Raw genomic sequence first — 23,136 nt, 5'->3', positions numbered from 1 at the left:
TTGAGAGTTTCCCGGAAGAGTCCGCGCTATTCCACGACTCGATCAGGGGCGTGGTGAAACGCCTTCGAGTGACGAGATGTAACACACCGCCATGTGAGCGGGTTCACCCAGCGTGGAAGGTGTTCTGGGCCGTGGCGAGGCCGGTGCTGATAAGCGCTTCAACGGCGTCGGCGCAACGATCGATCTCGAAAGCGAGCTCTTTGCGTTCGACCGTTGAGAAGTCTTTCAGCACGAAATCGGCCGGATCCTGCCGTCCCGGAGGACGTCCGACGCCGAAACGGACGCGGTAGTAGTCCTTGGTGCCGAGAGACTTGGTGATCGAGCGGAGACCGTTGTGGCCGTTGTCACCGCCGCCCAATTTCATCTTGAGGGCGCCGAAGTCGACGTCCAGCTCGTCGTGGACGACCACGACACCGGCCGGGGGGATCTTGTAGAACCGGGCCGCGCCGACGACGGGGCCGCCCGAGAGGTTCATGTACGAGCGCGGCTTGGCCAGGATCACTCGCTGCCCGGAGAGTCTGCCTTCGAGGATCTCGGCACCGCTCTTGTGGGCTTTGAACTTGCCGCCGACACGGCCGGCGAGCTCGTCGAGCACCATGAAGCCGACGTTGTGCCTGTTGCCCGCGTATTGGGGGCCGGGATTGCCAAGGCCGGCGAGCAGGATCTGCTCGCCGGCCCCGGGAAGTACTGCTTCGGTCACACGAGTGACTTTATTCGGCGGTCTCGGTGGCGGTCTCTTCCGCCTCGGCAGCGGCGTCTTCGCCCTCGAGCGCGGATTCGGACGGCGACTCGTTCACGGCGACGACCAGGGCATCGGGGTCGGTGACCAGGGAGGCGCCCTTCGGCAGGATGACGTCCGAAGCGTTGATCTGGGTGCCGGCGACGACGCCCTCGACCGAGACCTCGACCTGCTCGGGGATGTGCAGCGCCTCGACCTCGATCTGGATGGCGTCGAGGTCGGTGGTGACCAGGGTGCCCGGGCCGGGGGTGCCGGTGACGACGACGGGGATGTCGACGGTGACCTTCTCGCCGCGGATGACGACCAGCAGGTCGACGTGCTCGATGTAGTTCTTCAGCGGGTGGACGACGATGGTCTTCGTCAGCGCCAGCTCGCTCTTGCCTTCGAGGTCGAGGGTGATGACGGCGTTGCTGCCGTTCTCACGCACGACGCGGGCGAACTCGAGGGCGGGCAGGGCGTAGTGGCGCGGGTCCGAGCCGTGCCCGTACAGCACCGCGGGGATCTTGCCGGCGCGACGCGTGCGGCGCGCGGCACCCTTGCCGAATTCGGTGCGGGGCTCGACGGACAGGCGTACCTCGGACACGGTGTAGCACTCCTTCAATTCACCAACATGTTCAGCGAAATCATGCTGAGGGTGGGGATGGTTCGGGGCGGTTCTGGTGTTCGGCGGCGAGTTCCACGGGCGTGCTCGATCGCGTGTGGCCACTCAAGCCGCCGCGTCGATCACGTCGGGCACCAGGTGCTCACGGAACCCGCCTCGCCGAGACCGGGAAAGTGTAGACCAACCGGTCGTGCCGGGGTCCCGCCGGGTGGCTCGTTCAGGTGACAAGTCGGTGACAGCTGCTTCGGGAACCCGCGAATGCGGTGGTGCGTGACCCCTTTTCTAAGGTGTGATCTCTGCGCACGCGAGACACAGGGGGCGGAATGCCGGCACGACGGTTGAGGATCGGCGCGGTCGCCGTCTTGTGCTGCTTCGTGGCCGGTTGCGACGTCGCGATCGACGGGGCGGCCGGGATCTCGCCCGCCGAGCAGCAGCGGGTGGATCGGCGCACGGAGCAGCGAGGTGCTGTCGAGAGCGCGTTGAAGGCGCTCGAGCAGGCACCTGCCGTTGTCTACAAGTCGACGATCAAGGACGCTTCGGGCAAACCCGCCGAATTGCAGTTCCGGATCACCCGCAACGGAAGCGCGCAAGGCGCGTTGCCGGTCGACGGCCAGAGCATCCAGGTCATCTCGGCCGACAAGCAGCTGTACCTCTCGGCGACGCCGGAGTACTGGAAGGCGCACGGGCTCGGCAACAGTGACCAGTACGGCACCAACTGGGTCCGCACCGACAGTTCGGATCTGCCGGTGAACGCCGTCGAGGTGCTCAACCCGCGCAAGGCCGCGTCGACACTCCGGACCGCGGTGTCCGCGATGAACCGGCTGACCGATCCGGTGCGGTCGAAGTTGCCCGACGGGACCGAGGTCTACGACGTCGGGAGCGGGCTCGGGACGCTGCGGGTGACCACCGCGGCGCCGCATCGCGTGGTCAGTTTCGCGCCGTCCCTCGTCGACGCGGCGGGCGGCAAGACGCTCGGTGCCGAGATGCGGGTCGAGCCACTCACCGGGGACGCGCTCAAGAAGCTCCAGACCGATCTGGACGGCGCTGTCGGCGGTGTCGGGCAGCCGTTCGACGCGCTCGTCCAGGTCAGCGTCAGCGTGGTCAACGACAAACTGGACTGCACCGATTTCGTCGGAACCTGCCGGGCGACGATCGACGTGGCCAACACCGTCATCGGCAGCGCGAGCAAGACGCCCGTGCACCTGACGCTGACCGTCGAGTTCACGGCCCAGTCACTCGGCGCGCAGGCCTGCACCGCGGACGCCAACGCGGCACCGGACACCACGACGAGCATGTCCTGCGAGGTCAAGTTCAAGCTGCCGAATCGGAACGCCAGCTACCAGGTGCAGGCGAAGCCGTCTCCTCGCGGCGAGGTCCGGGTGCCGGTCGACGTGAACGGTGTCCGCGAAAAGCTCAAGTCCGAGTTCGCCACGCTGGGCGGCTGACCTGCACACTCACCCACGGGTGAGTTACATACGTTGAAGTAGTCGATCACGCGTTCTTAGCATCGGCGTTGTCGCCGATGAAAGGGAGAACGTGATGGCGAAGTTGGTTGTGTTCGGAGGAACCGGGTACGCGGGCGGGAAGATCACCGCGGAGGCACGCGGCCGCGGCCACGAGGTCCTGGTGGTGTCGAGGAACGCTGAAGGCGAAGGAGCGAAGGCAGGGTCGCTGTACGACGAGGCGTTCCTCGCCGACGTCGCCAAGGGCGCCGACGTCCTGGTGATCGCGGTTCACGGTCAGGGCGGCCTGCTCGACGCGGTGCCCTCGATCGCTCGGGTCGCGAAGGACAACGGCGCGCGGATCGGCGTGGTCGGCGGGGCGGGCAGCCTGCACGTGGCCGAGGGCGGGCCGCGGCTGATCGACACCCCCGAGTTCCCGGACGCGTACAAGGGCGAGGCTGGGGCGCACGCGGAGGTGCTGGAAGCGTTCCGGAAGCTTCCCGAGGACATCGACTGGTTCTACGTCAGCCCGGCCGCCGAGTTCGGCGCGTGGGCCGAGGGTGAGCGGACCGGTGACTTCCGGCTCGGCGGTGACGTGCTCCTGACCGACGAGAACGGTGGGTCGAAGATCAGCGGCGCCGACTACGCGATCGCGTTCGTCGACGAGATCGACAAGCCGGAGCGCCGCCGTCAGCGTTTCTGCGTCGCTTACTGACCGGACAGTTCCTTCACGACCGGAGCGAACGTTTCCAGCATCGGTTCGAACACCGTGATGTAGGAGAAGCCGTACCGCTCGCGACGTTCCTCGAGCTGCCGGACCATCTCGTCGACGGTCCCGAACAGCAATTGTGGCGTTTCGAGCAGAGTGTCCACGTCGAGGGCGTCCTGGTCCTTGAGCTCTTCACGCCAGGACTCCGCGGCCGCGCGCCGGCCTTCCGTGACGACGACCCGCTGGACGAGCATGTTCAGCTCGGGATCCCGGCCGTCGAGGTGCGAGCGGAAGAAGGCGACGCGTTCGTCCATGCGCTCGGCGTCGTCGAGCCGGAAAGTGCCAGGCGGTTTCCCCGGTGCTTGGCGAAGGCCCGCGAAGCCGGCGATATCGGCTTCGCGGGCGGCGAGGGAGAGCACGCCATCGCTGTTGCCCGCGAGGAGCAACGGCGGGGGCGTGATCCCTTCGGCGGCGAAGTGTTCGCGCAGGTGGTCGAGGCCCTTGGCGAGGTACTCGATGCGCTCCTTGGCCGGAATCCACGGCAGGCCGGCATCGTCGAATTCCGATTTCATGTGACCGGAGCCGAGGCCGAGGTCCAGCCGGTCGCCCGTCATCTTCACCGTCGTGGTGACTTCGCGCGCGAAGAGCGCGAGGTTGTAGAAGGGCACGTTGGAGACGAGAGTGCCGACGCGTGGCCGCTCGGTCACGGCGGCGGCCATGGTCAGGGCCGGAAAAGGCGCGTTTCGTCCTGGGCCGAGATGATCGGGCACGGAGATGACGTCGAAGCCGAGGGCCTCGACGCGCCGGCACTTCGCGACCCAGTCTTCGCGGTTCTCGGCGCCCCACAGGTTCACACCGAACTTGAATTTCCCCATGAACGGAAACCTAGCCACGCCGGACGGCCCGGCGCGCCCTGTTTCGCGAGGAGCCGAAAACGAAGCAAGGGACCTTTGCTCTCACTCTCAGGAAGAGAGTGAGAGCAAAGGTCCCTTGCTTCGTTTCGGATCAGGCGTTGCCGTCGAAGAGGGACGTGACAGACCCGTCCTCGAAGACCTGCTGGATCGCCTGCGCCAGCAGCGGCGCGATGGACAGCACGGTCAGGCCGGGGAACCGCTTCTCCTCCGGGATCGGCAGCGTGTTGGTGACGATCACCTCGCGCGCCTTGCAGTTCGACAGCCGCTCGGTGGCGGGGTCGGACAGGATGCCGTGGGTCGAGGCGATGACGACGTCGGACGCGCCTTCGTCGAGCAGGGCCTCGGTGGCCTTCACGATCGTGCCGCCGGTGTCGATCATGTCGTCGATCAGCACGCACAGCTGACCGCGGACCTTGCCGACGACGCGGTTGGCGACGGCCTGGTTCGGCTTGTCCGGGTCGCGGGTCTTGTGGATGAAGGCGATCGGCCGGTCACCCAGCTGAGCCGCCCACTTCTCGGCCAGCCGCACGCGGCCCGAGTCCGGCGAGACGACGGTGATGTTCTCGTCCTGGTAGGTCTTGTTGATGTGCGCGGCCAGCACGTTCTGCGCGAGCAGGTGGTCGACCGGGCCGTCGAAGAAGCCCTGGATCTGCGCGGTGTGCAGGTCGACCGTCATGATCCGGTCGGCGCCGGCGGTCTTGAACAGGTCCGCGATCAGGCGCGCGGAGATCGGCTCGCGGCCCTTGTGCTTCTTGTCCTGCCGCGCGTACGGGTAGAACGGCATGATCACGGTGATCCGCTTGGCGCTCGCCCGCTTGAGGGCGTCCACCATGATCAGCTGCTCCATCACCCACTCGTTGATGGGCGCCGGGTGGCTCTGGATCACGAACGCGTCGGTCCCGCGCACCGATTCGTTGAACCGGACGAAGATCTCGCCGTTGGCGAAGTTGTGCGCGGTCTGCGGGACGACCGTCACGTTGAGGTGCTTGGCCACCTCTTCGGCGAGCTCCGGGTGTGCGCGCCCGGAGAAGAGCATCAGGTTCTTCTTCGGTGTGCCGGACTTCGAACTCATGCTGGCGACTCCCCGTCGTTTCCCTTATTTGAATCGGACACGGCGGTGGTGTCCTGCTTCGCGGCGGAAGCTGCTTCCGCCGCGGGTGTGCCCGGCCTGCGCCGGGTCACCCAGTCTTCGATGTTGCGCTGCGGCCCGGTGGACACGGCGAGCGCGCCCGGGGGCACGTCTTGCCTGATCACGGTGCCCGCCCCACTGTAGGCGCCATCGCCGATGGTCACCGGGGCGACGAACGTGTTGTCCGCGCCGAGCCGAACATGGGAGCCGATCGTGGTGTGGTGCTTGTGCACGCCGTCGTAATTCACGAAAACGCTGGAACACCCGATGTTGCTGTTCTCGCCGATGGTCGCGTCGCCGACGTAGGTCAGGTGCGGAACCTTCGTCCCGGCGCCGATGTCCGCGTTCTTCGTTTCGACGAAAGCGCCGAGTTTGCCCTTGGTCCCCAGTTTGGTGCCGGGGCGGAGATAGGTGAACGGGCCGACCTTCACGCCGTCGCCCAGTTCCGAATCCGAACCGTGCGTCCGCACCACCGACGCGCCCGCGCCGACGGAGACGTTCTCCAAGGTGCTGTCCGGGCCGATCTGCGCACCCTCGCCGACCGAAGTCGAGCCCTTCAGCTGCACGCCGGGCTCGATGACGACATCGCGCGACAGGGTCACGCCCGCGTCGATCCAGGTGCTCGACGGGTCGACGACGGTGACGCCCGCCCGCTGCCAGCCGCGGACGATGCGCCGGTTCAGCTCGGCGCCGAGGACGGAGAGCTGCACGCGGTCGTTGACGCCTTCGGTCACCCACGGGTCGTCGATGACCAGCGCGCCGACGCCCTTGCCGTCGCCGCGGGCGATGCCGAGGACGTCGGTGAGGTAGAGCTCGCCCTGCGCGTTGTCGGTCGAAAGCCTCGAAAGCCCGTCGACCAGGACCGACGCGTCGAAGGCGTAGACGCCGGAGTTGATTTCGGCGATTTCGTGCTGTTCGGGGGTGGCGTCCTTCTGCTCGACGATCGAGGTGACGACGCCGTTTCCGTCGCGGATGATCCGGCCGTAACCGGTCGGGTTCTCGACGACCGCGGTCAGCACGGTGACCGCGTTCCCGGTCGCGGTGTGCTCCGCGACCAGGGAAGCGAGTGTTTCGGTGTCGAGCAGCGGGACGTCGCCGTAGCTGACGACGACGGTGCCGGTCAGCCCGCCCGGCAGCGCCGAGAGCGCGCACGAGACGGCGTGCCCGGTGCCCTTCTGCTCCTCCTGGACGGCCGTGACGACCTCGCGGCCGAGCGCCTCGCCGACCTTCGCCAGCCGAGCGCCGACCGAGTCGCGACCGTGGCCGATGACCACGACGAGGTGTTCGGGGCTCAGCCCCGCGGCGGCCCGCACCGCGTGCTCGACCAGGGGACGGCCGGCGATCGGGTGCAGCACCTTCGGGGTGGACGAGCGCATACGGGTGCCCTCACCCGCGGCGAGGATCAACGTGCTCAGCGGGCCGGTCACGGCACTCCCAACATTTCACCAACGGTGGTTGTCGGGCATTGATCCTACGTGGGCTGCTCGGCGTCCCACGCGGGGTCGGTCGGAGCATCCTCGCCGGGCCATCCGGTGACCGGATCGATGGCCATCGAGTTCACCGACGAAACCTGGTTCCCGCCGCCACGTTTCGCCTGGTACATGGCCGCGTCGGCGCGGGCGAGGACCTGTTCGGCCCGCTCCTGCGGGCGGAGCGAAACCAGGCCGACGGAGAGGGTGACGCCGTGCGAAAGGTGGTGCGGCAGAGATGCGACGGCATTCACAGAACGACCTAGCGCCTGCTTCGCCGCCGACGCCGGAGCCCCAGGTAGAAGCACGATGAACTCGTCTCCGCCGTATCGCGCGACGACGTCGTCGCCGCGCAGGGCGTCGCGCAGCGTGCTCGCGATGACACGGAGCACGTTGTCGCCCTCGGCGTGGGACTGCTTGTCGTTGACGTCCTTGAATCCGTCGAGGTCCACCAGCGCGACCGCGAGCGGCTGGGCGTCCGCGGACGACGCCAGCGAACGCAGCTTTTCGTCGAGCGCGCGCCGGTTCGGCAGCCCGGTGAGCGGGTCCTGGAGGGCCTGCTGGGTGATCGCCCCGTGCTCGGCGGACAGCCGTTCGTGCTCCCGGCGCGCGTTGAGCGTGGCGATCTGCGATTCCCGCAGCGACCACATCTCCGTTTCCAGGATGGTCGCGTAGTCGATGAGCGACTGGCTCGCGCCGGACGCGTAGTCCGGGGCGGTGTCGAGCCTGGCCAGCTCGCGGGCGAGGTTCAACCGCATCGAGGGCAGCGAGCCGTCCTCGTTGTCCTCGCGAACCTCTTTGAGCACCTGCAGCGCGTCCTCGCGGCGGGCGACGTTGTCCAGGCAGCGGGCCAGCGCGATGGCGATGATCTCGCGTTCGTGCGGGAACACCAGTTCCGGATGCAGCAGCGCTTTCAGCCGCTCGATGTGGGACGAATCGGGTGACGCCAGCGCGGCCGCCGCGGCGAGCACGCCGACCTGGTCGATCGCGGGCACCCCGGCCTTGCGCGGGAACAGCGACTCGGTGAACGGGCCCTCGGCGGCTTGCGCCATCGAAGCCGCGGTGCGGAACTTGTCCGCTCCTTCGTCGTACCGCTCGATGCGTTCGAGCCGCAGGCCCCAGCCCAGCAGCATTTTGACCCGGTTGATCAGCTGGAGCGCGATCTCGTGCGGGCTCGCGCTGTCGCGGATCGCCTGCGCGGCGCGGGCGATGGCCTCCTCGGCCGCCTCGTAGACGCCCAGCTGGTTCAGCACCAGCCAGCAGTCGACCAGGGTCGTGGACAGCATCCGGTCCCAGTTGCGCCTGCCGACCTGGCGGTCCGGGACCGCGGAGTCGTCGAGGATGGCCAGCGCCCTGGCGATCTCGGTGAGAGCGGCGTCCTCTTGTTTGGCGATCACCAGGCGCCGTCCGCGCATCGCGTGCGCGTCCGCGCGCATCAGGGCGAGGCCGTGACGCCGGGTGTGCGCGAGCATCTCGTCGAGCCTGGGCTCGGCTTCGGCGGCGAGACCGCGGGTGACCAGCCTCGCCATCGCGGAGTAGCGCAGCAGCTGGGCCACCAGCAAAGGTTCGCCACGGCGCTGCGTCTCGTCGAGGAGTTCGTCGAGGCTGGTGACGATGTCCAGCTGTTCGGCGAAGCTGACGCGCTGGATGGCCGCGCCGAGTTCGCGCGCGCGACCATGGAGCCAGGCGTCGGACATCTCCGCAAGCGCCGGCCGCCTGCTGCTGGTCGTCGCGTCCTCGGTCAGCCGCACACACCCCCACCGTTGAAAACGCCGCTGGTCATCTGTTCGTCTGCTCCGCCGCCAGGATTCGAACCTGAACTGTCAGAACCAAAATCTGAAGTGCTGCCGATTACACTACGGCGGATCGATCCTGGTCAGAATAGCCATGCCGGAGACGCCCGCGTGCGCCCGGGGGTTGCCTCACAGTCGCGGGCACTCCACAGGGGACGAAACCTCCTGTACCGTAACTTACGGCATCGTAGGTAAGGTCACCCTTAGGTAAGCCCTCAAGGGTCGCGCGTAGAAAAGAAGTGACTGCATGACGGCTACCCTCGACCGTTCCCAGAAGCCCGCGAAGGGCCCCAAGCCCGTTCTCGACGGGACGCGATCGGGCGGCGTGCAGCTCTCGGTCTACCTCGGGGTCATCTTCCCGCTCGCCGCGTTGCTCGTGGCCGTCCCGTTCGCCTGGGGCTGGGGATTGACCTGGGTCGACGTCGCCATCTTCGTGGTCTTCTACGCGATCAGCGGCCTCGGTATCACCGTGTCCTACCACCGGTACTTCACGCACGGCTCGTTCAAGGCCAAGCCGTGGCTGCGCGTCGCGATGGCGATCGCCGGCAGCATGGCCGTCCAGGGCCCCGTGATCACCTGGGTCGCCGACCACCGTCGCCACCACGCGTTCTCCGACCGCGACGGCGACCCGCACTCCCCGTGGCTGTTCGGCACCACGCCGCTCGCCATCGCCAAGGGTTTCTGGCACGCGCACATGGGCTGGCTGTTCGAGCGCGACCAGACCAACGCGGAGCGGTTCGCGCCGGACCTGGTGAAGGACCCGGCCATCAAGAAGGTCGACGACCTGTTCTGGCTGTGGAGCCTGCTCACGCTGGTCATGCCCGCGGTGCTCGGCGGACTGATCACCTGGTCGTTCTGGGGCGCGGTGACCGCGTTCTTCTGGGCCGGTCTGGTGCGCGTCTGCGTGCTGCACCACGTGACCTGGTCGGTCAACTCGGTCTGCCACATGATCGGCGAGCGCCCGTTCGCCGCCCGTGACAAGTCGGCCAACTTCTGGCCGCTGGCGATCTTCTCCTTCGGCGAGTCGTGGCACAACCTGCACCACGCGGACCCGACTTCGGCCCGGCACGGCGTGCAGCGCGGTCAGATCGACATTTCCGCGCGTCTCATTTGGATCTTCGAGAAGTTCGGCTGGGCCTATGACGTGCGCTGGCCGACCCCGCAGCGCCTCGCGCGCATCGCCGCCGAAAGCAAATAGCGAGGTCACGTTAGTCTTCTCCAATGGCGGGGAGACGGCGAACCAAACGTGAAGCGGTCACCGGAGCGCGTCCTGTCGCTCCGGTGGCCCGTGTGCGGATGACGGGTACCGAGCGCAGGCAACAACTTCTCAACGTCGCCAGAGCCCTGTTCGCGGAAAAGGGTTTCGAGGGCACTTCCATCGAGGAGATCGCGCATCGCGCGAACGTCTCCAAACCGGTGGTGTACGAACACTTCGGCGGCAAGGAAGGCATCTACGCCGTCGTCGTGGACCGCGAAACGCAATCGCTGCTCGACCGGATGGTCTCCACCCTCCACGGTGGACACCCGAGGGTGATGCTGGAGCAGGCGGCGATCGCGTTGCTCTCCTACGTCGAGGACTCACACGACGGCTTCCGCATCCTGGTGCGGGATTCGCCGGTCGCGAGTTCGACGGGCACGTTCTCCACGGTGCTGAACGACATCGCCAGCCAGGTCGAGCACATCCTCGCGCAGCAGTTCGCCGCGCGGGGCTACGACGAGAAGCTGGCCGCGCTGTACGCGCAGGCGCTCGTCGGGATGGTCGCCTTGACCGGGCAATGGTGGCTCGACGCCCGGAAACCGAAGCGTGACGAGGTCGCCGCGCATCTGGTCAACCTCGCCTGGAACGGTCTGTCCAATTTGGAGCACAAGCCGAAGCTGCGGCTGCGCTGAGATCTGCGTCGCCTGGTAGTAACGTTTCCCGCCCGATGAGCGCTATGGCCCCCATAGAGATCATCAAGCTGGGGGAACACCATGGAAAACTACCCTGCGCCCGCCGTGGAACAGATGGTGCCGCGGAAGAAAACGTGGCTGAGGCCCGTCATCCGCCTGGCCATCTTCGGCGTCATCGCCCTGGTCGCGTTCCTCGTCGCGAATCCGTTCACGGCGTCGAGCACCGAGGTCGGCGCTTGCCTCAAGGGTGACACCAACAACGCGGAGAGCGTCGAAAAGGCCGAATGCGGTCAGCCCGACGCGAACTTCAAGGTCGTCGGCAAACAGGAGAACAAGTCGGAAATCGGGCTCAAGCTCTCGGGCGGGTCGGAATGCGACGATTACCCCACGACCGACGCGTACTTCTTCCAGGGAAAGAAGACGGGCAGCGACGGCACCCTGCTGTGCTTGGAAGACCTGAAGAACCCGGGTGAGCGGCCGCCGGTCGTCGGTGACTGTCTCCCCGATGACGTGGTCAAGGCGAAGAAGCTCACGAAGGTGGACTGCGGGACCGCCGGCTACAAGGTCCTCGCCATCGAGAAGAGCACGGCGTACCTCGTCGACGACAGCACCGTTTGCACCCAGGTGCCGTCGACCGACGAGAAGATCGCGTGGCAGCGATCGGGTGGCGGGCTCCCCCAGTCGAGGGTGCTGTGCCTGGACAAGCTCAAGTAGCGGTCGTCAGCGCAGGAGGCCGGTCTCCCTCAGGCGGTCGAAGATGACCTTGCCCGCGGCGGAGACCCGGTCCCTGTCGGCGTAGGCGAGCCAGGCGATCTCGTCGATTTCACTGCTGGCCGCGAGCGTCCCGGTGTACTCGGCGGTGTAGGCGGTCGTCCGGACCACGACCCCCGGCGCTTGCCCGTCGGCCTGCGCTTCGAAGGTCCCGGCGGGCTCGACGCTGGACGGGTCGATCTCGACGGCCAATTCCTCGCGAATCTCGCGGACGAGTGTCTCCGTGTCGGTTTCGCCGGGCTCCCGCTTGCCTCCGGGTAAGTAGAACAAGGACTTGCCGCGAGAACGGGCGCAGAGGACCTTGCCGTCCACCAGGTGAAGCCACGCGATTTTGTCGATCACGGTTCAGCCCAGCGCCGCGGCGGTCTCGGCGGTCGTCAGGACTTCGCCCAGCCTCGGGAACACCTTGGTGATCGCGGACTCGTGGGAGATCGCGGCGATCCCGGTCATCGCGTCCGAAACGGCGATGGTCTCGTAGCCGTGATCGACCGCGGCGCGCAACGTCGATTCGACGCCGTATTCCGTGGCGATCCCGCCGAGCACCAGGGTCTTCACGCCGAACCCGCGCAGGAGTTCGTCGAGTCCGGTGCCATAGAACGCGCCGATCGTGTGCTTGGTGATCAGGTGCTCGCCTTCGCGAGGCGTCAGTTCGGCGACCAGTTCGCTACCGGGCGGCTGCTCTTTGACGTACGGCCGGTGCGCCTGCACGTGGACGATCGGCGAACCGGCCGCGTTGAAGACGTCACGCAGCAGAACGGCGTTCGACACGACTTCGGTGCCTTCGAGCGGGACAGTCTCCAGCGCGACGATCCGCGTCTGGAGGTCGATCAGGACGAGCGCGGTCGTCGCCGGGTCGATCTTCGTCATGGCGGGAGCCTAGGCGCTGCCGGAGTAAGTCTTGCTCGCGGTCTTCGCGCAGACTTACTCCGGCAGCGCCTGGCGTCCCTATGCTGGAGCCCATGGGGCAGCGGAGAGAAGTAGTGGTCACCGGCGGCGGAACGGGAATCGGCTACGCGGTCGCGGCGGCGTTCGCCGCGCTGGGCGAGCGGGTGACGATCACCGGCCGTCGCGAACAGGTCCTCACCGAGGCCGCCACGTTGCTCGGGGCGAATCCGGTCCCGTTCGACGCGGCCGACCCGGACGCGGTGGAAAGGGCGCTGGCCGAACTGCCGGAGCACGTCGATGTCCTGGTCAACAACGCGGGCGGGAACACCGATTTCCGGAATGGGCCCGCCGGGGACCTGAAAGCGTTCGCCGCGAACTGGCAGGCCAATCTGGACGCGAACGTCTTCAGCGCCGTGCTGGTCACCCGTGCCTTGCGGGAAAGGCTCGCCGACGGCGCGCGGATCGTCACGATCGGCTCCATCGCCGCGCACACCGGCGCCGGTTCCTACGGCGCCGCCAAGGCCGCGCTGGAGGCGTGGAACGTCGACGTGGCAAGGGAATTCGGGCCGCGGGGGATCACCGCGAACATCGTCGCGCCCGGACTGATCGGGGACACCGAGTTCTTTCACGGCAAGCTGTCCGACGAGCGCCGGGCTTGGCTCGTCGGCAACACGCTGACCAAACGCGCCGGTGACCCCGCGGACGTCGCCGAAGTGGTGACCTTCCTGGCGAGCCCGGCCGCGCGGCACGTCACCGGCCAGGTCGTCCACGTCAACGGCGGCGCGCACCTCGGCCGTTAGACGCCGGGGGTGACGCGCAGCAGCTTGTCGTCCTTGCCTTCCGAGGTCGTCACGTAAAGGGAGCCGTCCGGGGCGCTGCGGACCGCGCGCAGCCTGCCGAACTTGTCGTCGAACTCCGGCGGCAGCGTCACTTCGGTGACCTTGCCCGCGTCGTCGAGGCGGAACAGAAGCAGCTTCTGCCCCTTCAGCGCCGTCACGGCGAGGGAGCCTTCGAGCGCGCCCCACTGCGATCCGGTGAGGAACTCGGCGCCACAGATCGCCTCGGTGATCTCCCCGGTCGTCCACAAAGGACTGACAGCGTCCGGGAACCGTTGCGTGTCGGTCATCGGGACGCCTTCGTCGTAGCTGGTTTCGGTGCCGCCCTTGGACGGGTCCCAGCCGTAGTTCGCGCCGGCGCGTTCCAGGTTGACCTCGTCGTCGATGGTCGGGCCGTGCTCGGCGGTGAACACCTGCCCGCTGCCCGGCCGGACCGTGACGCCCTGGACGTTGCGGTGCCCGAAGGTGAACACACGCTGTTCGTTCGGGTTCGCGGACGAGATGAACGGGTTGTCCGGCAAGGGGTTCCCGGTCTTCGCGTCGATGCGGAGCACCTTGCCGCCGAGGTTCGTGCGGTCCTGCGGGAAGGCCGGGCGCGCGGTGTCGCCGGTGCCGACGAGCAGCGCACCGTCCGCGCCGAACGCGGGACGGCAGCCCGAATGCCTGCCGCTGGAGTTCACCGGCAGCCCGGTCAGCAGGTCCTTGACCTTCGTGGCGCTCGCGCCGTCCTCGGAGAGCCGCCAGGTGACCAGCCGGATGTCGACGGCCTTGTCACCTTCCTTGTGGGTCTGGCAGGTGATGAACTCCCGCGAAGCCGCGAAGTCCTTGCTGATCACCATCCCCATCAGGCCGCCCTCGCCGCGCACGTGGACGTCGGAGAAATCGGCGGCGACGTCGCGTTTCGTGCCGCCCTCGACCAGGGCCAGCTTCCCCGGGCGCTGGGTGACGAGGATCTTCCCGCCCGGCAGGAAGCCGACGTCCCAGCCGTGTTCGAGCCCGGCCGTCACCTGCTCGACCTTCAGTTTCGTCACGGAAGGTTTCGAGGTGACCGGCGGTGCGCTCTGCACCGTTTCGCTCGACGCCCCGGAACAGGCCGTGACCAGCAAAGACAGGGACGTGATCGCGACGACGGCGGGAGTGCGCATGGCATCAGCATGCCATCGTGCTCAATCGCCCGCGAGGAACGAACCGGTCATCCGGTCAGGATCTTCGCCGTTTCGGCGTCGGCGGGAAGGAACGTCTCCAGTTTCAGTTCCGACACCGTGACGTCGGCGGCGGTCGCGAACGTCGTGATGGCCGTGATCAGCCGCAGTTCGCCCGCCGATGTGGACAGGCGCATCGGGACGGCGAACCCGAGGTGATCGGGACCGGGCGGCCCCGGCTCCGGAACGTAACCTTCGAGTTCGGCCAGCAGTTCGGTGAGCCGCTCGTCGGGCGCGTGCGCGATCTCCTGGGTCAGCCGTTCCAGGATGTGCCGCGCCCAGTCCGCGAGGTTCCGCACGCGTGGCGCCATTCCCTTCGGATGCAGGGCGAGCCGCAGGGTGTTGACCGGTTCTTCCAGCAGTTCCGGTGCGACGTCCTCGAAGAGCAGGTCGAGCGCGTCGTTGCGGGCGACGAGGACGCCGTAGCGGTCGACCACGATGGCCGGGTACGGCCGGTGCCCGTCGAGCAGCCGCCGCATGCCGTCGAGGACCGGCAGGAGCCTGGGGTCGTCCAGCGCCGTTTCGGGGAAGCCAGGAGCGAAGCCGGCCGCGAGCAGCAGGCCGTTGCGCTCCCGGAGCGGGAGTTCGAGCGATTCGGCGACGCGCAGCACCAAACCGCGGCCGGGGATCGACCGGCCGCCCTCCAGGAAACTCACGTGCCGTTGGGTGGTTCCGGCCCGTAATGCCAGTTCCAGCTGGGAAAGCCGCCGCCGTTCGCGCCAGCCCCGCAGCGCGGGGCCGAATCCGGAAACCATGGTCGCCATCTTGGCCGAAGCGCCGACGGCGCCGCTATTCCCTCGAGGGAATTGAGACGATTCCCCGTCACGGAGATGCTTCCGGCATGAAATTCGGTCTGGTCGTCCCCACTTATCGGTCCATCCTCGACGCCGGGCGCACCGCGCCGGAAATGGTCGCCGTCGCGGTCGAAGCCGAACGCCTCGGCCTCGATTCGGTCTGGGTCGGCGACACCTTGGCGAAGGCCCCTATCGATCCGTTGACGTTGCTCGGCGCGTTCGCGGCCAGAACCGAGCGGGTCACGCTCGGCACGGCCGCGCTGCTTCCGGCACTGCGGGATCCGCTTCTTTCCGCGAACGCGATCCTTTCACTGGACCTGCTCAGCCAGGGCCGGATCACGCTCGGCGTCGGAGCAGGGTTCGCCGGCCGCAGCGAACCCGAATTCGCCTTCACCCGCGTTCCCTGGGAGCGCCGTCGCGCCCGGCTCGACGACATCGTCGCGCTGTGGCGGCACGTCTGGAGCGGGAACAGCGGTCCGTTCCATGGCGCGGTGCTGCACTACGACACCCTTCCGGAGTACCCGGAGCCGCACCGTCCGGGTGGTCCGCCGGTGTGGCTGGCCGCGTTCACCCCAGGGGCGCTGGAGCGCGCGGGGCGGCTTTACGACGGCTGGTTGCCGTATCCGCCCGACGTCACGGACTACGTCGACGGCCTCGCGAAGATCCGCGAAGCAGCCGTACGTCCCGTGACACCCGCGTTGTTCGCGACAGTGCTCATCGAAGATGACCCGATCCGGGCACGTGAGCGACTGGAGGACTACGCGCAGCGCAATTACGGCGTTCCGCTGGACTTCGTCGAGAAGATCCAAGTGCAGATCGCGGGCAGCCGCGAAGAGGTCGCCGAGAGGCTTCGCGAATACGGGGACGCGGGTGCCGAACACGTGCTGATCCGGATCGCGACGCAGGAACCGGCGGAGTTCGACGAGCAGCTTCCGAAGGTGGTCGAGGCCTTGCCCAGGTAATCGCGCGGCGGACTGTCGGTGCCCCCACGTAGGCTGGGACGGTGACAAACGCTCCATTGTCCGGACTCCTTCATTCCATCCTTCCCGATCCGGCCCTTCGCGGGGTCGTCGAGCGGGCCGGTGCCCCGGTGCTCGAGCTGCAGGGTGCGATCGCCACCCGCCAGCTGGTCGCCGGCGCCCTCGCCGCGGACGAGGGCGCCGGCCGCCCCGTGCTCGCGGTGACCGCCACCGGCCGCGAGGCCGAAGAACTGACAGCCTCGCTGAAGTCGTTCCTCGGCGAAGACGCTGTCGTCGACTTCCCGTCCTGGGAGACGCTGCCGCACGAGCGGCTGTCCCCGCGGGCGGACACCGTTGGACGGCGGCTGGAGGTGCTGCATCGCCTGAAGACCGGCGCCGACACCCTGCGCGTCGTCGTCGCGACCGTCCGCAGCCTCATCCAGCCGATGGCGCCCGGGCTCGGTTCGCTCGCGCCGATCGACCTGGTCGTCGGCGAGGAGCAGAGCTTCGAAGGGCTGCTGGAGCAGCTGGTCGAGCTGGCGTACACACGGGTGGACATGGTCGAGAAGCGCGGCGAGTTCGCCGTGCGCGGCGGCATCCTCGACCTGTTCGGACCGACGGCGCAGCATCCGGTGCGGGTCGAGTTCTGGGGCGACGAGGTCAGCGAGATCCGCGCGTTCGCGGTGTCCGACCAGCGATCGCTGCCGGGGGAGATCCAGCACGTCAGCGCGCCGCCGTGCCGTGAGCTGCTGCTCACCGAGTCGGTGCGGGCGAAGGCCGCCGAGCTGGCGACGACGTACGAGGCGGACGCGCAGCTCACCGAGATGCTCACCAAGCTGTCCGGCGGGATCCCCGTCGAGGGCATGGAGGCGCTCATCCCCGTGCTGTGCGAGGGCGAGCTGGACCTGCTGACCGACGCGATGCCGCAGGGCACGCACGTGCTGCTGGCCGATCCGGAGAAGATCCGCGCCCGCGCGGCCGACCTGGTCCGCACCGGGCAGGAGTTCCTCGAGGCGTCCTGGACCACGGCCGCCGCGGGCGGTCAGGCGCCGATCGACCTCGGCGCGTCCGCGTACCGGGACCTCGCGGAGATCGCGAAGCGCGCTCAGGAGACGAAGCGTCCGTGGTGGACGCTGACGCAGCTGGCCAGCGACGATCCCGATGTCTACAACGTCTCGATCGAGGCCGCGCCGAACTACCGCGGCGAGGTCGAGCGCGCGACCACCGACCTGCGCGCGCATACGGCCGCGGGCGGGACGGCCGTGCTCGTGGTCGCCGGGCACGGCACCGCGGCCCGCGCGGTCGAGCAGCTGTCGGCGGGAGACGTGCCCGCGTCACTGGCGGAAGGTCTCACCGGGCCGCTGACGGCGGGCGTCGTCACGGTGACGTGCGGCGGGCTTTCGGACGGCTTCGTGTCGCCGGAGCGCGCTCTCGTGGTGCTGTCCGAGTCGGACCTGACCGGCCGGGGTTCCGGCGCCGGAACGTCCACAAAGGACTTCAGTACCAAGATGCCGTCGCGGCGGCGCAACGCCGTCGACCCGCTCGCCCTCAAGACGGGCGACTACGTCGTGCACGACCAGCACGGCATCGGGCGATTCGTCGAGATGGTGCAGCGCACCGTCGCCGGCGCGACCCGCGAGTACCTGCTGCTGGAGTACGCCTCCTCCAAGCGCGGGCACCCCGGGGACCGGCTCTTCGTCCCGACCGACCAGCTCGACGAGGTTTCCCGCTACGTCGGCGGCGAGCTGCCGACGCTGAACAAGCTCGGCGGGTCCGACTGGAAGAACACCAAGGCCAAGGCGAAGAAGGCGGTCAAGGAGATCGCCGCCGAACTGGTGCAGCTCTATGCCGCGCGACAGGCCGCGCCCGGGCACGCGTTCGGGCAGGACACCCCGTGGCAGGGCGAACTCGAGGACGCCTTCCCGTTCACCGAGACCAACGACCAGCTCGCCGCGATCGACGAGGTCAAGTCGGATATGGAGCGCGGTGTCCCGATGGACCGCGTCATCTGCGGCGACGTCGGCTACGGCAAGACCGAGATCGCGGTGCGCGCGGCGTTCAAGGCTGTGCAGGACGGGAAGCAGGTCGCGGTGCTGGTGCCCACGACACTGCTCGCGCAGCAGCATCTCAACACCTTCACCGAACGGATGAGTTCGTTCCCGGTGAAGATCAGGGGACTCTCGCGGTTCACGAACAAGGTCGAGTCCGACGCGATCCTCGAACAGCTGTCCTCGGGTGACGTCGACATCGTGATCGGCACGCATCGCCTGCTGCAGACCGGGATCCGGTACAAGGACCTCGGCCTGGTGATCGTCGACGAGGAGCAGCGGTTCGGCGTCGAGCACAAGGAACACATCAAGGCGCTGCGGACACACGTCGACGTCCTGACGATGTCGGCGACGCCGATCCCGCGGACGCTGGAGATGTCGCTCGCCGGGATCCGCGAGATGTCCACGATCCTGACCCCGCCCGAGGACAGGCACCCGATCCTGACCTACGTCGGCGCGTACGACGACAAGCAGGTGGGCGCCGCGATCAGGCGTGAACTGCTGCGCGACGGCCAGGTCTTCTACGTGCACAACAGGGTTTCCTCGATCGAAAAGGCCGCGAAGCGTATTCGCGAGATGGTGCCGGAGGCGCGTGTCGTCACCGCGCACGGGCAGATGAACGAGGACAAACTCGAGAAGATCATCCAGGGTTTCTGGGAGAACGAGTACGACGTGCTCGTCTGCACCACGATCGTCGAAACCGGGCTGGACATCTCGAACGCCAACACGCTGCTGGTGGAACGAGGGGACCTGCTGGGCCTGGCGCAGCTGCACCAGCTGCGCGGCCGGGTCGGGCGCGGTCGAGAGCGCGGGTACGCGTACTTCCTGTACCCGCCGGAAGCGCCGCTCACCGAAACGGCGCACGACCGGTTGGCGACCATCGCGCAGAACACCGAACTGGGCGCGGGGATGGCCGTGGCGATGAAGGACCTGGAGATCCGCGGCGCGGGCAACATCCTCGGCGCGGAGCAGTCCGGGCACATCGCCGGTGTCGGTTTCGATCTGTACGTGCGGCTCGTCGGCGAAGCGGTCGACGCGTTCCGGCGGCACGCGGGCGCGGACACGGCGGAGGAAGAAGAACTCGCCGATGTCCGGGTCGACCTCCCGGTGGACGCGCACATCCCGCACGACTACGTCCCGGGTGAGCGGTTGCGGCTGGAGGCGTACCGCAAGATCGCGGCCGCGCCCGATCAGGCCGGGCTCGACGCCGTGCGCGAGGAACTGGTCGACCGCTACGGCCAGCCGCCCGCCGCCGTGCGACGGCTGCTCGCCGTCGCCGCGTTCCGGCACACCTGCCGCGCGGCGGGTGTCACCGAGGTCGCCGTCCAGGGCTCGTCGATCCGGTTCGCGCCGTTGCCGCTGGCGGATTCGCAGATGGTGCGGCTGAAGCGCCTGTATCCCAAGGCTCTCTTCAAAGCGGTGACGAACACGGTCTCCGTGCCGAAGCCGACCGAGGGCGCGGCCGGCGGCCGCATCGGCGCCCCGGCGTTGCGGGACGAGGAATTGCTGGATTGGTGCGCGAAGCTGTTGACGAACCTGATGAAGTCACCGGCACCCGTCGCGTGAGCGAACCCGAATCGCGACTTACGACCTGGTTCTCTCGCTGGGGCCGGTATGAGAGGGTAGGCCCTGTGATGCGGATCATGGGGCGCCGTCGTGCGCTGGTCGGGGTTCTTGCCGGTTCTCTCCTTCTCGCCGGATGCAACGCCGGACCGGGACAGGTCGGTGCGGCGGTGATCGTCGACGGCAAGTCCGTTTCGGTCGATCGCGTGCAGCAGCTGATCGACAAGGCCGTCCGTGAGCATCCGTACGGGCAGCAGCTCGCCAAGGAGCACAAGCTCGACCTCGTCGGCCGCGAGATCGTGCGCCAGGAGATCCTCCACGACCTCACTGAGCGTGCCGCCCAGCGCGAAGGCGTCCGCGTCGACGAGTCCCTCGTCGTGGCCGCGTTGCAGAACGATCCGCTGGCGAAGCCGATGGAGGCGAAGCAGCAGGACGATCCCGCGATCAGCGTGCAGCAGCTCGTCGCGCGCGTGCGGGATCACCGCGAAGCCCTGGTCGACGCGGCGCTGCAGACCCAGCTCGCGATGAAGTACCTGGACAAGCTCACCGTCAGTTTCGATTTCAGCTCGGTCTCCTCGACCGACGCCACCGGCTCCGACGCGGACAAGCTGCGCGAGCAGGCGATCGAGAAGGCCCGGAAGTTCGCCGCCTCGCCGAACGCGGCCGCGGAACTGATCGCGCAGGACCAGAAGACGTCCGACACGCAGGCAGGCACCGGTCAGAAGCTGCCGGCGATGCAGTCGCCCGCGACCGCGGCCACCGTCCTGTTCGGGCTCGAGCCCAACACCGTCGCCGCGTTCCAGCCGACGCCGCAGCAGCCGCTGTGGGTCGTCGTCGTGGTGCGTGAGCGGGCCGCCGACAAGCCCGTCGCGTCGGATCAGGCCGCGCAGCCCACCGCCCAGCAGCTGGCCAACGTGGGTATCCGGCTCCTCCAGCCGTACCTGGACCAGGTCGACCTCAAGGTCAACCCGCGCTACGGCGTGTGGGATGTCGTGGGCATGGACCTCGCGCCCAACGAAGCTTCGAAAAAGGGCATCGTGCTGCCGGTGCACGGCGCCACCCCGCAAAACCCGTGACCGCTGCCGTCGTCGTGATCGCCCGCGGGGCGACACTGCCCGCCGCGGCACTCCCGATCCTGCGAAACAGCGACGCCGTGTACGCGGCGTCGGATGTCGATCCCGGCGTTTTCGGCGTGCCCGCGCTCGGTGACGCACAGGTGCGCGGCCTCGTGCTCATCGCCGGTTCGCGCCGGGAACCGAAGGCCGCGGCGCTGATCAGGGCGGGTGCCCGGGTGCTGGAAGCGCCCGTTCCGCCGCTGGTCGAGGCCGCCGAGGTGATGGACCGGCTCCGCTCGCCGGGCGGATGCCCGTGGGACGCCGTCCAGACGCACGAGTCGCTGCGTCAATACCTGGTCGAGGAAACCTACGAGCTGCTCGACGCGATCGAGGAAGGCGACCGGGCCGCCCTGCGCGAAGAACTCGGTGACGTCCTGCTCCAGGTGTTGTTCCACGCGCGCGTCGCCATCGAGGACGCGACCGATCCGTTCGGGATCGACGAGGTCGCGTCCGATCTGGTCGCGAAGCTCGTCGGACGTCACCCCCACGTCTTCACCGACGCCCCGCGGGTCGAGACCGTCGACCACCAGAATCTCAAGTGGGAAGAACTGAAGCAGGCCGAGAAGAGCCGCCAGTCCATTGTGGACGGCGTCGCGCTCGGCCAGCCCGCCGTGGCGCTGGCCGGGAAGCTCGGGCAGCGCAGCGGCCGGGCCGGGATCCCGCTCGACCTGTTCCCCGAAGGTTCCGAAGCGGCGGCCCAGTTGTTCCGGGTCGCCGCGACCGCTCGCCGGGCAGGGATCGACCCCGAAGGCGAACTCCGTGCCGTCGCGAAGCGCTTCGCGCAAGACATCCGCGATGCCGAACAGGCCGCCCGAGACGCCGGTCTCGAACCGACGACGCTCGAGGCCGACGGCTGGCGCAAGTTCTGGCCGAGCTAGATCGTCAGGACGAGCTTGCCCTGGACGCGTCCGGATTCGCTCAGTTCGTGCGCCTTCGCCGCTTGTTCGAGCGGGAGGACCTCGGCGATCGAGACCCGCAGGGAACCGGCGTCGGCCAAAGTCGCGATTTCCGCCAGATCCGTTCCGGACGGGGCGACGTAGAACTCGGCGAAATGGAGACCGAGGTCCTCGGCCTTCCGCCGGACCTCCGTCCGGTCCGGACCATGCCCGACGATGTCGATCAGCGAACCGCCCGGTTTGAGCGTCTCCAGCGACCGGGGACCGTATTCGCCGGAGATCGGGTCCAGCACGACGTCGAGGTCCTGCGACTTCGCGAAATCGCTGGTCGTGTAGTCGATCAGTTCGTCCGCGCCGAGCTCACGGAGGAAGTCGTGCTTGGCCTCGCGCGCGGTGCCGATGACGTACGCGCCCTTGGCCTTGGCGATCTGCACGGCGAGATGCCCGACCCCGCCCGCCGCGGCGTGGACGAGCACGCGGTGTCCCGGTCCGACCGGGAACAGCCTGGTGAACGGCTGCCACGCGGTCAGCGCCGCGATCGGGAGCGCGGCCGCGTGGACGTGATCGAGACTTCGCGGTTTCAGCGCGAGCGCGTCCTCGCTGACCGCGACGTATTCGGCGTACGAGCCGTTCGGCGGGAACGTGACGCCGTAGACCTCGTCGCCGGGCTGGAACCGCGTTCCGGCGGAATCGACCACGCCCGAGAAGTCGAGTCCCACGGTCAGCGGCAGATCGCCGACGACCAGCCCGTTCCGGATCTTCCAATCCGCCGGATTCACTCCTGCGGCGTGGACGCGCACGAGGACCTGACCCTCGCCAGGAACAGGCTTTTCCGATTCGGCGAGGTGGAGAACGTCGGGTCCGCCGAACGAGACTTGCTGGATCTTTCGCATGGGGACGAGCATGTCGCTGCCCGGTACCCGTTGTGAAGTAGGCACCGCACTGGTATCTAGGTACCTCATGGGTACCTTCGATGAGCGGCGGATATTCGAAGAATGGGTGGCGGTGCACGGCCGTGACTGCCCGTCCAGGACGGTCATCGAGGTGCTCGCGAACAAGTGGGCGCTTTACGTTCTCGGTGCGATCCGGCGCTACGAGCGGCCGATGCGGTTCAGCGAACTTCGCCGTTTGCTCGACGGGATCACGCAGAAGATGCTGACCCAGACCCTTCGCTCCCTGGAACGGGACGGGCTGATCCGGCGGGACGTCTATCCCACCGTCCCGCCGCGGGTCGAGTACGGGCTCACTCCGCTCGGCGTCGATGTCGGCAGGCTGACGAACGCCGTCGCCGAATGGGCCGTCGAGAACGTCGACCAGATCTTCGCCGCACGCTCAGCTTTCGACGAGAAAGCGTCCGAAGCGGTACGGCCGCTGTGATGCG

General features: G+C 68.1%; 22 protein-coding genes and 1 tRNA gene. 11 read left to right on the top strand and 12 right to left on the bottom strand.

Annotated features, from left to right (window positions below; translation table 11 throughout):
* Positions 1 to 103 precede the first annotated feature (103 nt).
* Together pth and ACLJRM_RS27325 are read right to left on the bottom strand one after the other, a co-directional pair.
* Positions 104 to 700 carry an aminoacyl-tRNA hydrolase gene (gene pth / locus ACLJRM_RS27330; RefSeq protein WP_101610622.1) on the bottom strand — a complete coding sequence of 199 codons (597 nt, stop codon included), beginning with the start codon at positions 698 to 700 and terminating at the stop codon, positions 104 to 106.
* Positions 701 to 710: 10 nt separating this feature from the next.
* On the bottom strand, positions 711 to 1,322 hold the full coding sequence (locus ACLJRM_RS27325; protein WP_101613515.1) for a 50S ribosomal protein L25/general stress protein Ctc: 612 nt from the start codon (positions 1,320 to 1,322) through the stop codon (positions 711 to 713).
* A 341-nt stretch (positions 1,323 to 1,663) separates the two neighbouring features.
* Between ACLJRM_RS27325 and ACLJRM_RS27320 the strand changes: the two genes are divergently transcribed.
* Positions 1,664 to 2,785: a hypothetical protein gene (locus ACLJRM_RS27320; RefSeq protein WP_410664645.1), complete on the top strand. Its 1,122-nt coding sequence runs from the start codon at positions 1,664 to 1,666 to the stop codon at positions 2,783 to 2,785.
* A 94-nt stretch (positions 2,786 to 2,879) separates the two neighbouring features.
* Positions 2,880 to 3,497 (top strand): NAD(P)-dependent oxidoreductase, encoded by a 618-nt coding sequence (locus tag ACLJRM_RS27315; protein ID WP_101610620.1) that lies wholly within the window; start codon positions 2,880 to 2,882, stop codon positions 3,495 to 3,497.
* Here ACLJRM_RS27315 and ACLJRM_RS27310 read toward each other — a convergent pair.
* The 5 genes from ACLJRM_RS27310 to ACLJRM_RS27290 all read right to left on the bottom strand — a co-directional run bounded on the left by ACLJRM_RS27310 (position 3,491) and on the right by ACLJRM_RS27290 (position 8,869).
* Positions 3,491 to 4,366 carry a TIGR03621 family F420-dependent LLM class oxidoreductase gene (locus ACLJRM_RS27310; RefSeq protein WP_410664644.1) on the bottom strand — a complete coding sequence of 292 codons (876 nt, stop codon included), beginning with the start codon at positions 4,364 to 4,366 and terminating at the stop codon, positions 3,491 to 3,493. The genes ACLJRM_RS27315 and ACLJRM_RS27310 overlap by 7 nt on opposite strands.
* A gap of 130 nt (positions 4,367 to 4,496) precedes the next feature.
* Positions 4,497 to 5,477, bottom strand: a complete 981-nt coding sequence (locus ACLJRM_RS27305) for a ribose-phosphate diphosphokinase (RefSeq protein WP_101610618.1) — start codon at positions 5,475 to 5,477, stop codon at positions 4,497 to 4,499.
* On the bottom strand, positions 5,474 to 6,961 hold the full coding sequence (gene glmU / locus ACLJRM_RS27300; protein WP_101610617.1) for a bifunctional UDP-N-acetylglucosamine diphosphorylase/glucosamine-1-phosphate N-acetyltransferase GlmU: 1,488 nt from the start codon (positions 6,959 to 6,961) through the stop codon (positions 5,474 to 5,476). The genes ACLJRM_RS27305 and glmU overlap by 4 nt, the downstream gene beginning before the upstream one ends.
* Positions 6,962 to 7,005: 44 nt before the next feature.
* Positions 7,006 to 8,754, bottom strand: coding sequence for a sensor domain-containing diguanylate cyclase (locus tag ACLJRM_RS27295; protein ID WP_101610616.1), 1,749 nt, complete (start codon positions 8,752 to 8,754; stop codon positions 7,006 to 7,008).
* Between the two features lie 43 nt (positions 8,755 to 8,797).
* Positions 8,798 to 8,869, bottom strand: a tRNA-Gln gene (locus tag ACLJRM_RS27290).
* Positions 8,870 to 9,043: 174 nt separating this feature from the next.
* Between ACLJRM_RS27290 and ACLJRM_RS27285 the strand changes: the two genes are divergently transcribed.
* From ACLJRM_RS27285 to ACLJRM_RS27275, 3 genes are all read left to right on the top strand, one after another.
* Positions 9,044 to 9,994, top strand: coding sequence for an acyl-CoA desaturase (locus ACLJRM_RS27285; RefSeq protein ID WP_101610615.1), 951 nt, complete (start codon positions 9,044 to 9,046; stop codon positions 9,992 to 9,994).
* 98 nt (positions 9,995 to 10,092) lie between these two features.
* Positions 10,093 to 10,686 carry a TetR/AcrR family transcriptional regulator gene (locus ACLJRM_RS27280; protein WP_146044282.1) on the top strand — a complete coding sequence of 198 codons (594 nt, stop codon included), beginning with the start codon at positions 10,093 to 10,095 and terminating at the stop codon, positions 10,684 to 10,686.
* An 81-nt stretch (positions 10,687 to 10,767) separates the two neighbouring features.
* Positions 10,768 to 11,400, top strand: a complete 633-nt coding sequence (locus ACLJRM_RS27275) for a hypothetical protein (RefSeq protein ID WP_410664643.1) — start codon at positions 10,768 to 10,770, stop codon at positions 11,398 to 11,400.
* Between the two features lie 6 nt (positions 11,401 to 11,406).
* Here ACLJRM_RS27275 and ACLJRM_RS27270 read toward each other — a convergent pair whose 3' ends face one another.
* Positions 11,407 to 11,799 (bottom strand): NUDIX hydrolase, encoded by a 393-nt coding sequence (locus ACLJRM_RS27270; RefSeq protein WP_410664642.1) that lies wholly within the window; start codon positions 11,797 to 11,799, stop codon positions 11,407 to 11,409.
* Between the two features lie 3 nt (positions 11,800 to 11,802).
* Complete coding sequence (locus ACLJRM_RS27265) at positions 11,803 to 12,324, bottom strand: isochorismatase family protein (protein ID WP_410664641.1); 522 nt, start codon at positions 12,322 to 12,324, stop codon at positions 11,803 to 11,805.
* Between the two features lie 92 nt (positions 12,325 to 12,416).
* Here ACLJRM_RS27265 and ACLJRM_RS27260 point away from each other — a divergent pair, with 92 nt between their 5' ends.
* A complete protein-coding gene (locus tag ACLJRM_RS27260) occupies positions 12,417 to 13,142 on the top strand; it encodes an SDR family NAD(P)-dependent oxidoreductase (RefSeq protein ID WP_410664640.1) in 726 nt (241 codons plus the stop codon).
* On the opposite strand, the gene ACLJRM_RS27255 is transcribed toward ACLJRM_RS27260, so the two are convergent.
* Together ACLJRM_RS27255 and ACLJRM_RS27250 are read right to left on the bottom strand one after the other, a co-directional pair.
* Entirely contained in the window at positions 13,139 to 14,323 is a 1,185-nt protein-coding gene (locus ACLJRM_RS27255) for a PQQ-dependent sugar dehydrogenase (RefSeq protein WP_410664639.1), read from the bottom strand. The genes ACLJRM_RS27260 and ACLJRM_RS27255 overlap by 4 nt on opposite strands.
* A 47-nt stretch (positions 14,324 to 14,370) precedes the next feature.
* Positions 14,371 to 15,135 (bottom strand): helix-turn-helix transcriptional regulator, encoded by a 765-nt coding sequence (locus ACLJRM_RS27250; RefSeq protein ID WP_101613514.1) that lies wholly within the window; start codon positions 15,133 to 15,135, stop codon positions 14,371 to 14,373.
* Positions 15,136 to 15,221: 86 nt separating this feature from the next.
* On the opposite strand from ACLJRM_RS27250, the gene ACLJRM_RS27245 reads away from it, so the two are divergent.
* From ACLJRM_RS27245 to ACLJRM_RS27230, 4 genes are all read left to right on the top strand, one after another.
* Positions 15,222 to 16,136 carry an LLM class flavin-dependent oxidoreductase gene (locus ACLJRM_RS27245; protein ID WP_101610608.1) on the top strand — a complete coding sequence of 305 codons (915 nt, stop codon included), beginning with the start codon at positions 15,222 to 15,224 and terminating at the stop codon, positions 16,134 to 16,136.
* 56 nt (positions 16,137 to 16,192) lie between these two features.
* Positions 16,193 to 19,747 carry a transcription-repair coupling factor gene (mfd, locus tag ACLJRM_RS27240; RefSeq protein ID WP_101610607.1) on the top strand — a complete coding sequence of 1,185 codons (3,555 nt, stop codon included), beginning with the start codon at positions 16,193 to 16,195 and terminating at the stop codon, positions 19,745 to 19,747.
* A gap of 68 nt (positions 19,748 to 19,815) precedes the next feature.
* The gene (locus ACLJRM_RS27235; protein ID WP_101610606.1) at positions 19,816 to 20,820 is read left to right on the top strand and encodes a hypothetical protein; all 1,005 of its coding nucleotides are present in this window, start codon (positions 19,816 to 19,818) and stop codon (positions 20,818 to 20,820) included.
* Entirely contained in the window at positions 20,817 to 21,737 is a 921-nt protein-coding gene (locus ACLJRM_RS27230; protein WP_101610605.1) for a MazG family protein, read from the top strand. The genes ACLJRM_RS27235 and ACLJRM_RS27230 overlap by 4 nt, the downstream gene beginning before the upstream one ends.
* Here ACLJRM_RS27230 and ACLJRM_RS27225 read toward each other — a convergent pair.
* A complete protein-coding gene (locus ACLJRM_RS27225; RefSeq protein ID WP_410664638.1) occupies positions 21,734 to 22,648 on the bottom strand; it encodes an NADP-dependent oxidoreductase in 915 nt (304 codons plus the stop codon). The genes ACLJRM_RS27230 and ACLJRM_RS27225 overlap by 4 nt on opposite strands.
* A 67-nt stretch (positions 22,649 to 22,715) precedes the next feature.
* Between ACLJRM_RS27225 and ACLJRM_RS27220 the strand changes: the two genes are divergently transcribed.
* Entirely contained in the window at positions 22,716 to 23,132 is a 417-nt protein-coding gene (locus tag ACLJRM_RS27220; RefSeq protein WP_101610603.1) for a winged helix-turn-helix transcriptional regulator, read from the top strand.
* Positions 23,133 to 23,136 lie beyond the last annotated feature (4 nt).

The organism is Amycolatopsis sp. lyj-84, assembly GCF_046549075.1.
In the GTDB taxonomy this organism is placed as follows: Bacteria; Actinomycetota; Actinomycetes; order Mycobacteriales; family Pseudonocardiaceae; genus Amycolatopsis.
The sequence above is the reverse complement of the archived record's forward strand: the minus strand, read 5'-3'. Positions and strand labels throughout refer to the sequence as shown.